Here is a 4,604-nt window from a genome sequence, read left to right on the forward strand (position 1 = left end):
CTTTCATCGTCCCGGCTCCGCCACTTCAGCCGCGCACGGAACCCGCGCCGCCTTCCGCGCCACCAAGGGCCATCCCCTGTCTGGAAGCGCCGCCATGACCGATCGCCGCGACCTCCTCCTCGGCCTGGGCGCCGGCCTGCTGCTGGCCAGCCGCCCCGGCCTCGCCGCCGAAGCCTGCGCCCCCGCAGTGTGCCGGACCTGCGGCCCCACCGGCAGCGCCACCGCCGGCCCCTTCTACGTCGCCAACGCGCCCTCGACCATGGACATCAACCTGCTGCGCGCCCCCGGCACACCGATGCAGGTCGCCGGCCTGGTGCTGGGCGGCAACGACGGCCGCACGCCGCTCGCCAACGCGGTGGTGGAGCTGTGGCATGCAGACAGCGACGGCCGCTACCACCCGGAGGCCAACGGCGACATCTCCCAGTACCGGCCGGAGGAGATCAACCTGCGCGGCCAGGTACGCAGCGACGGCCAGGGCCGCTTCGCCTTCAACAGCATTGTTCCCGGCAACTACGCCAACCGCCGCCGCCATCTGCACTGGCGCCTGTCCGCCGGCGGCCACCGCCCGCTGGTCACCCAGACCTACTGGCAGGACGAACGCGACACCGCGCTGGCGCGCCGGGACCCGGTGGACCGCGACCCGGAAGACTGCCGCTGGCTGAGCTTCCGGGAACGCGGGGGGATCATGCAGGCCAGCGTGGTGTTCGTGCTGCAGATGCTGGCGTAAGCCCCGGCGGCAGCTTGCCGCCATCGGGAAGAAGCGCCTCAGCCGCCCCGCCGCAGCGTGGCCGATGGCGTTTCACCGTAGCGGCGGCGGTAGTCGGCGGCGAAGCGGCCGAAGTTGCCGAAGCCGCGGCGGGCCGCGATCTCGGCGACAGTGGCGGCGGGGCCGGCGGCGAGCAGGTCCTGCCGCGCGCCCTCCAGGCGCAGCTCGCGCAGCCAGGCCATCGGGCTGGTACCCCGGCTGTCGCGGAAGGCGGCGCTGAGGGTGCGGATGCCAACGCCGGCGGCGGCGGCGATGTCAGCCAGGGTCAGCGGCTGGCCCGCATGGGCGCGCATGTAATCCTCGGCGCGGCGCAGGTGGCGCGGCGCCGGCGCGGGCGGCGGCTTGTGCAGCAGCGCGGATTGACTGTGGGGCACTTCGGTGAGCAGGTAGAGCGCCACCATTTCCTCCAGCTGGCGCAGCAGGGCGGCGCCCGGCGCCGCCTGCGCCCAGCCCAGCACCAGCCGCAACAGCGCCAGCCAGCGCGCCTGCGCCGGAAGGTCTGCCGCCAGCACCGGCTGGAACAGCAGCGGCGCGGCCTCCTCCTGCCCACTCAGCGCGGCCCACTTGGCCGCCAGCAGGCCTTGCTCGATGCGCAGGTTGAGGCGGCAACTGTCGGCGGAGAACCGCTTCCTCACCGGTGTGGCGGCGGAATCCAGCACCACCATGCCGGCACCGCCGCGATGCATGCCGCCGCCGGCGACGATCTCGGAGGCGCCCTCCAGCTGGGTGGTGATCAGGGTGAAGCCGCCGGCGGCCTGCTGGTCCAGCTCGACCTCGGTGCCGAAGCGCAACCGTGCCAGCTCCAGCGCGCCCAGGCTGCGACGCTCGAAGCGCATGTCGAAGCGGCGGCCATGCACGCTCAGGCGATGGCGGCTGTAGGCGGAGCACAAGCGGGCGGAGGCCTCCGCCGGATCGCGGCTGCGGATGAAAGACGCCGCGGCCGCGGCGGCATTCCCCGCCGCCTGCGCACAGGGGCGAAACAGCGCCGCGGCGTCGCGGCCGAGTTCCCGGGTGTGTGCTTGCTGCTGCATCCCTGCCTCCTTGCTTCATCCGCCGCCGGCGGGTATGGGGGAGATTGGTCCTGTCGATGAAACAGTGCGTTATCCGCCGCCCGCTTTTTCCTCACCGGACGCCCTCCTATGATGGCAAGCCTCGACTCGACCTTCCCCCCAGGCAGTGCCTGGCCGGAGCAACCATCATGACCCTGCATTACATCTTCGATCCCCTGTGCGGCTGGTGCTACGCCGCGGCCCCCCTGGTGAAGGCTGCGCGCAGCCTGCCCGGCCTGCGGGTCGCTTTCCACGGCGGCGGCATGATGATGGACGGCGACCGCCGCCCGATCACGCCGCAGTGGCGGGAATACGTGATTCCCCACGACCGCCGCATCGCCGCCGTCAGCGGCCAGCCCTTCGGCGAGGCCTATTTCGACGGCCTGCTGCTGGACCGCGGCGCGGTCATGGACTCCGCACCGCCCACCACCGCCATCCTCGCCGCCGAGGCCATCGCCGGCCGCGGGCTGGACATGCTGGACCAGCTGCAGCGCGCCCACTACGTGCAGGGCAGGCGCATCGCCGAACCGGCGGTGCTGCATGCCATCGCCAGCGAACTCGGCCTCAACCCGGCGGAGTTCGACCAGGCCTACGCCGACCTGGAAGGCGCCCCCACCCGCAACCACGTCGCCGCCAGCCGCGAGCTGCTGGCCCGGGTCGGCGGCCGCGGCTTCCCCACCCTGGTGCTGGAGACCGACGACCGCAAGTTGCAGGTACTGGACCTCTCCGCCTGGCTGGGCAAGCCGGACGCCTTCCGCGAGCACCTCGCCGGCCGCCTGCCTGCCGCCACCGCGGAACAAGCGCCCGCGCCCTTCTGCGGCGTGGATGGCTGCGCGCCGGAGGCCTGAGGCCGGGGAGCCAGCCGGGGCACGCCCCGACGGCATCAAGGGCTCCAAGGGCCTCAAGGGCATCGGGCCGAGCGTGGCTTTTGCCCATCTCGACAAACAAGCGCGCTTGGCGCCCTGACGGGCGCGCCCTCTCTCCGGCTCGCACGACCGCCCCCGCCCGAGGAATCGCCCCCACTGCGGTGGCGCCTAGGCCCGCCGGCGCCTTCGCCGGCTCCACACCTGCCCGGCTGGCAAGGCTCCAAGCCGCAATGCAAACCGCCGCCGCCCGTGACTCCGGCGCGGCGGCGGTGCGCAGGCGCGGCGGCTTACAGCCCACCCATCGCCAGGTACTTGGTTTCCAGGTACTCGTCGATGCCGTGGCTGGAACCTTCGCGGCCCAGGCCGGATTGCTTGATGCCGCCGAAGGGCGCCACCTCGGTGGAGATCAGGCCGGTGTTGATGCCCACCATGCCGTACTCCAGCTTGCCGGACACCCGCCACACCCGGCCGATGTCGCGGGAGTAGAAGTAGGCGGCGAGGCCGAACTCGGTGTCGTTGGCCATGTGGATGGCCTCTTCCTCGGTGTCGAAGCGGAACAGCGGCGCCACCGGGCCGAAGATTTCCTCCTTCGCCACCCGCATCGCCGGCGTCACCTCGGCCAGGATGGAGGGCTCGTACCAGGTGCCGCCCAGCGCATGGCGCTTGCCGCCGGCCACCACCCGGGCGCCCTTGGCCACCGCATCGCCCACCAGTTCCTCGACCTTGGCCAGCGCCGCTTCGTCGATCAACGGACCCTGGGTCACGCCGTCGTCGAAGCCGTTGCCCACCTTCAGCTTCGCCACCGCGGCGGCCAGCTTTCCGGCGAAGGCGTCATACACCCCGGCCTGCACCAGCAGGCGGTTGGAGCAGACGCAGGTCTGGCCGGTGTTGCGGTACTTGGAGGCGATGGCGCCAGCCACCGCCGCATCCAGGTCGGCATCGTCGAAGACGATGAAGGGCGCGTTGCCACCCAGCTCCAGCGACAGCTTCTTGATCGTCGGCGCGCATTGCTCCATCAGCAGGCGGCCGACTTCGGTGGAGCCGGTGAAGGTGAGCTTGCGCACCGTCGGGTTGGCGGTGAATTCGCCGCCAATGGCGCTGGCCTTGCCGGTGATGACGCTGAACACGCCCGCCGGCACGCCCGCCTCTTCCGCCAGCACCGCCAGCGCCAGCGCGGACAGCGGCGTCTGCTCCGCCGGCTTGACCACGATGGTGCAGCCGGCCGCCAGCGCAGGGCCGGCCTTGCGGGTGATCATCGCCGCCGGGAAATTCCACGGCGTGACCGCCGCGCACACGCCCACCGGCTCGCGGGTGACGACGATGCGGGTGTTGGCCAGCGGCGAGGGCACCACCTCTCCGTAAGCGCGCTTGCCTTCTTCGGCGAACCACTCGATGAAGGAAGCGGCGTAGGCGATCTCGCCGCGCGCCTCGGCCAGCGGCTTGCCCTGCTCGGCGGTCATCAGCCGGGCGAGGTCTTCCTGGTTGGCCATCATCAGTTCGAACCAGCGCCGCAGCACCTTGGCGCGCTCGGCGGCGGTGGTTTCGCGCCAGGCCGGCAGCGCGCGGTCGGCGGCCTCGATGGCGCGGCGGGTTTCGGCCGCGCCACAGCGCGGCACGCCGACGATGGTCTCGCCAGTGGCCGGATTGGTGACCGGCACGGTCTCGCCATCATCGGCGCCCACCCACTGGCCGGCGATGTAGCAGGCCTGGCGCAGCAGCGCCGGATTCTTCAGCTGGAGCATGGTGTTCTCCTTGTTACGGGCCAGCGCGGACGGGCGCCAGCAGATGGATCTGATGTTCTTTTTTGCCCCTCAAGCCCGGCCAGGCTCAGGCAGAAGGGGCCGGTCTGCCAGGCTGAGCGCTTGGGGAATGCAGGGCTGGCGCCACCAGCATGGGCAGACGCGCCCTCCCGCTCAATAAGCC

4 protein-coding genes are annotated in these 4,604 nt (G+C 71.9%); 2 read left to right on the forward strand and 2 right to left on the reverse strand.

Going from position 1 to position 4,604, the window contains the following annotated elements:
• Positions 1–94 precede the first annotated feature (94 nt).
• Positions 95–727 (forward strand): hypothetical protein, encoded by a 633-nt coding sequence (locus GRF61_RS23310; RefSeq protein ID WP_169153002.1) that lies wholly within the window; start codon positions 95–97, stop codon positions 725–727.
• Positions 728–765: 38 nt separating this feature from the next.
• On the opposite strand, the gene GRF61_RS23315 is transcribed toward GRF61_RS23310, so the two are convergent.
• A complete protein-coding gene (locus tag GRF61_RS23315; RefSeq protein ID WP_169153003.1) occupies positions 766–1,797 on the reverse strand; it encodes an AraC family transcriptional regulator in 1,032 nt (343 codons plus the stop codon).
• 167 nt (positions 1,798–1,964) lie between these two features.
• Here GRF61_RS23315 and GRF61_RS23320 point away from each other — a divergent pair, with 167 nt between their 5' ends.
• Positions 1,965–2,663: a DsbA family protein gene (locus GRF61_RS23320; protein ID WP_211166166.1), complete on the forward strand. Its 699-nt coding sequence runs from the start codon at positions 1,965–1,967 to the stop codon at positions 2,661–2,663.
• 305 nt (positions 2,664–2,968) lie between these two features.
• On the opposite strand, the gene GRF61_RS23325 is transcribed toward GRF61_RS23320, so the two are convergent.
• A complete protein-coding gene (locus GRF61_RS23325; RefSeq protein ID WP_169153004.1) occupies positions 2,969–4,423 on the reverse strand; it encodes an NAD-dependent succinate-semialdehyde dehydrogenase in 1,455 nt (484 codons plus the stop codon).
• Positions 4,424–4,604 lie beyond the last annotated feature (181 nt).

The sequence above is a fragment of the Azoarcus sp. TTM-91 genome, assembly GCF_012911025.1.
Lineage (GTDB): Bacteria > Pseudomonadota > Gammaproteobacteria > Burkholderiales > Rhodocyclaceae > Azoarcus.

Coding starts and splice junctions, on each gene's coding strand:
- GRF61_RS23325 (WP_169153004.1), bottom strand. CDS start 4,423: ATGCTCCAGCTGAAGAATCCGGCGCTGCTGCGCCAGGCCTGCTACATC.
- GRF61_RS23320 (WP_211166166.1), top strand. CDS start 1,965: ATGACCCTGCATTACATCTTCGATCCCCTGTGCGGCTGGTGCTACGCC.
- GRF61_RS23310 (WP_169153002.1), top strand. CDS start 95: ATGACCGATCGCCGCGACCTCCTCCTCGGCCTGGGCGCCGGCCTGCTG.
- GRF61_RS23315 (WP_169153003.1), bottom strand. CDS start 1,797: ATGCAGCAGCAAGCACACACCCGGGAACTCGGCCGCGACGCCGCGGCG.